This window comes from Roseibium sp. RKSG952 (assembly GCF_009711355.1).
Map to the genome: position 1 here is coordinate 1 of NZ_SMMF01000624.1, position 2,656 is coordinate 2,656.

General features: G+C 52.4%; 4 protein-coding genes. 3 read left to right on the forward strand and 1 reads right to left on the reverse strand.

Annotated elements, in window-relative coordinates; all coding sequences use genetic code 11:
* Positions 1 to 156: 156 nt before the first annotated feature.
* Positions 157 to 309 carry a ribbon-helix-helix domain-containing protein gene (locus E1297_RS02930; RefSeq protein WP_155133707.1) on the reverse strand — a complete coding sequence of 51 codons (153 nt, stop codon included), beginning with the start codon at positions 307 to 309 and terminating at the stop codon, positions 157 to 159.
* Between the two features lie 383 nt (positions 310 to 692).
* Between E1297_RS02930 and trpS the strand changes: the two genes are divergently transcribed.
* The 3 genes from trpS to E1297_RS02945 all read left to right on the forward strand — a co-directional run bounded on the left by trpS (position 693) and on the right by E1297_RS02945 (position 2,506).
* On the forward strand, positions 693 to 1,727 hold the full coding sequence (gene trpS / locus E1297_RS02935) for a tryptophan--tRNA ligase (RefSeq protein ID WP_155133710.1): 1,035 nt from the start codon (positions 693 to 695) through the stop codon (positions 1,725 to 1,727).
* A gap of 200 nt (positions 1,728 to 1,927) precedes the next feature.
* Positions 1,928 to 2,050: an HNH endonuclease gene (locus tag E1297_RS51180; RefSeq protein WP_155133714.1), complete on the forward strand. Its 123-nt coding sequence runs from the start codon at positions 1,928 to 1,930 to the stop codon at positions 2,048 to 2,050.
* 9 nt (positions 2,051 to 2,059) lie between these two features.
* Complete coding sequence (locus tag E1297_RS02945) at positions 2,060 to 2,506, forward strand: SMI1/KNR4 family protein (RefSeq protein WP_155133717.1); 447 nt, start codon at positions 2,060 to 2,062, stop codon at positions 2,504 to 2,506.
* Positions 2,507 to 2,656 lie beyond the last annotated feature (150 nt).

A 2,656-nucleotide genomic window follows, 5' to 3' on the forward strand; every position in this document is an offset into this window, starting at 1 on the left:
TCACAGTGATACAACTGAAAACGTTGAGAGTTTTGAAGTTTAAGAGCAAAACCGTTCTTTTTGCAAGTGCCTTTGAAATCCGCGGAAACCCTCGTTTTTTTGAGCTCTTGCAAAAAGAAAGTCGGATGTCCTGGGCTTCGGACGCGGTTTTTTCTTTTAGTCGAGGTCCCGGACGTACCGTTTGCCTTTTTTCGCAAACAGGAGATCCAGCGCCTCCTCCAGGAGCGCCTGGACGGTCGTGTCGTCCTCGACGGCGATGTGCCTGAGCTGCTTCGCAACGGCCGGGGAACTGACCCTGCTCTCCGTCATGCGCTCTCCTTCAAGGAGACTTCGAGAGATAGGTATTTACCCCACAATTTCAAAGTCCTGCTTTTCCCGCTCCTCGGCGATGGAGAAAGTATTTGGTGCAATCTAGCCGGCCGTGGTCTTCTGGATTCCTCATCCTGGCCCCGCCTCTGAATCGTTATGCGACCGGGACAAAACGAAGTTGAAAAGCTCAAACCACCAGGTTAACAATAATCCCATGAAGACAACAGCGATGCACTTTCCGAATTTCTGGTGGCGCTCCCGATAAGGAGCGGCAATCGTTAACTCATGTCTTGAAAGACGTAGCCGCCGAGGATCGGTAGCGCGTCTTTTTCGCTTTCCAGGCACCGTTCCCGGCGGCTCCAATTCCAAAAGGAGAATTCGCCATGAACACTGAAACTACGAAACCCGTCATTCTCACCGGAGATCGCCCGACGGGGCCGTTGCATCTCGGACATCTGACCGGGTCCCTGCAAAATCGTGTCGCCATGCAGGAAACCCACGATCAATACGTCCTAATTGCCGACATGCAGGCGCTGACCGACAACGCACACGACCCGGGAAAAATCCGGCGCAACATTCTCGAGGTCATGCTCGATTACCTCGCCGTCGGGATCGATCCGGGAAAGACAACCTTCTGCCTACAGTCGGGAATTCCGGCCCTCCACGAGCTGACCGCCCTCTTTATGAATTTCGTCAGCGTCGGGCGGCTTGAGCGAAACCCTACGATCAGGAGTGAGATCGCCGCGCGCGGTTTCGAAAGAAGCGTTCCTTTGGGTTTTCTGAATTACCCGGTCTCCCAGGCGGCGGACATCACCGCCTTCGGCGCGACTGCGGTTCCGGTCGGGGAGGACCAGCTCCCAATCATCGAACAGACCAACGAGATCGTTCGCAAGATCAACAACCAGGCGGGAAAATCCGTTCTCACGGAATGCCGGGCGATCATCCCGAAGGTCGGACGACTCCCGGCCGTCGACGGTTCGTCGAAGATGAGCAAGTCGTCCGGAACGGCTATTCACCTTTCGGCGAGTCCGGATGAAATTAGGCGCGCGGTCAGAATGATGTATACCGACCCGGGGCATCTCAAGGTTTCCGACCCCGGTAAGGTGGAAGGGAATGTCGTCTTCACCTACCTCGATGCCTTCGACCCCGACGAACAAGCCGTCGCCGAACTCAAGGACCACTACCGCCGCGGCGGTCTCGGGGATGTCAAGCTCAAGAAGAGGCTAGAGGAGGTGCTCGAAAACGTCATTTCTCCCATTCGATCTCGCAGGGATTCATTCGCTGCGGATCCCGCCGAGGCACTGCGCATCCTTAAGCAAGGAACTCGAACGGGAGATCTTATCTCGAAGGCCACGCTGGATCGCACAAGGGAGGCCGTCGGTGTTTTTTCCTTCGACGATCAGTACGAATTAGGATGACAACTCTCCGTATCTTTGTGACTGCTCCCCGTCTCTCATGGCGGAGAGCAGTCGCCTGAATTCCATTCCTTGGAACCTAAGCAAAAGGTGTCCGTTCAATGTTGTTTCGCCCTGTTCAAGCGATGAATTTGAAAGCAGGCATCGTGGTATTCTGTTTGTCTGTTATCCCCTCCCTGAAGGACTGAGTTTTACGGCGCAGCTTGACCCAGAAGTGCGGCAAACCCCCTACTCAACACCAAGATGCAGGGTATATGCAACTCGTTCCAACTGATTTACATAGCACAGTTCGCCATACTGGTGGGGTAGCAACTGGAGGGCAGTAAGTTAACATCATGGATATCCTTGATTTTGATCCGTCTGTGGGTGGCCAAGCCATTGAGCTGTTTCAGCGTGTCATTGGCGCTAAACTGCCCAAGCAATACGTAGATTTTTTGGTGCAGTATAATGGTGGGCAGCCATCACCTGATGTCTTCCAGATTGCGGATTGGAACGACGCTTCATCAGTGCAGAATTTTTACAAGATCAACTCGAATCACAATTATGACGATCTACTTTGGATCTATCGAACTTTTTCCGAACGGATACCATCAGAATTTCTAGCTGTTGCTTCTGATCCCGGTGGAAACCAAATTTGTATTGCAGTGAGCGGGCAGAATTATGGGAAGGTCTTTTATTGGGATCACGAAAAAGAAATGGATGAAGGGTCCGCAGCTGGAATGCAGAACATAACCCTAATCGCTGAAAATTTTTCCGTGTTTCTGAGCAGTCTTCATGAGTAACGACTGAGAACTGAGGGGCTCCGTCGCAAATTTTGCAGGAAATGGAAACTGGAATATACAGCGGCGTTGGTTTGGAATGTTTCGAGGTCGTGGCATTGATCAGTTTCAAAGGCACTCATGTTCCCAAGGACGTGATCCTGTATGCCATCT